The 1,123-nt window shown below is 60.4% G+C and carries 1 protein-coding gene, 1 other RNA gene and 1 pseudogene; all 3 read left to right on the top strand.

Annotation, left to right across the window (positions count from 1 at the left end):
• A pseudogene (locus WJW29_RS00510) lies at nt 1-188 on the top strand (IS701 family transposase); the annotation flags it as partial.
• 149 nt (nt 189-337) lie between these two features.
• A non-coding RNA gene (locus tag WJW29_RS00505) (sX9 sRNA) lies at nt 338-414 on the top strand.
• 118 nt (nt 415-532) lie between these two features.
• On the top strand, nt 533-1,123 hold a 591-nt coding region (locus WJW29_RS00500; protein WP_113168831.1), incomplete at its 3' end, for an IS30 family transposase.

Raw genomic sequence — 1,123 nt, 5'->3', positions numbered from 1 at the left:
TTCACCATCACGCCAGTCTGTGCATCGCCGCATACGGGTTCTTGATGCGCGAGCGCCTGCGCAGTAAAAAAAACTCCGTCGCATTCAAGATGCCTGCAGTATCCAAAAGCGTCCGCCCGCGCCGGTCTGGCCCCAATGCAACGTCACCATCCCAACTCGATTGCCACGCTGGCCTTCGGACTGGCTAGGCTTATCGCCAGAAGCCTCCCACACTGCCCGTGTTGCGGGGTCTCACCGTACCAACGGATTCGGATTTAGTAACACAGTAGAACTAAGAGCGGCCAACAAAACCAATGCGCTCACCGCCAGGCGGGTGCGGCCGGTGCTCGGAATCGGCATGTATCACGCGTCCACTGCGGTTCTGAGCGCGCCGTCCGCGCCCACCTGACGACTGCTCGCTACGTTTTGTTAGCCGCTCTCAGTATGCGCGGCGAGGGCGGTGGCGCGTCGGGATCTCGCCGCCTCGTAGGGTTGTTGCTTGCTCGGGACACAACCGTATACGCGCCATGGAGCAGCACAAAAAACAGACAGGGTGCTCAAGGCACCCCTTAGACTCAACTCCATTGCAAGGCGACTCAATCGCAGTGCGTGCACGCTGTTGCGCGAGATACGGCGACAGGGCGCACCTGGCTATGCGGCAACCAGCGCAGCCAGCAACTATCGGCTGCGCCGCAGGGCCTGCGTTCGAAGGCGCCGGCTTGTTGAAGGCAGTGCGATCTTTCAGCAGGTGCGTGACGACTTGGTTCTATATCGTTGGTCGCCCCAGCAAATTGCTGCCAAGCTCAAGGCCATGCATCCGGATGATCCAAGTCAACGCGTGAGCCACGAAACAATCTACACCGCTATCTACGCGCATCCGCGTGGTGGTTTGAAGAAGGAGCTCGTGGAAGCGCTTCGTCAGCACAAGCCGACGCGCTGCTTGCGCCGTACGACCGCTGCCAAGCGCACGTGGGTGCCGGAGGAGCTGCGTATCGTCCATCGGCCTGAAGAGGTGGCGCAGTGCTTGATTCCTGGGCATTGGGAAGGCGACCTGATCAAAGGGGCTTTCAACCGCTCGTGCGTAGGCACGCTGGTGGAGCGAAAGACGCGCTTTGTGGTGCTGTGCAAGATGGATGGCTGTACT

It is taken from the genome of Xanthomonas sp. JL1, from assembly GCF_038405005.1.
The sequence above is the reverse complement of the archived record's forward strand: the minus strand, read 5'-3'. Positions and strand labels throughout refer to the sequence as shown.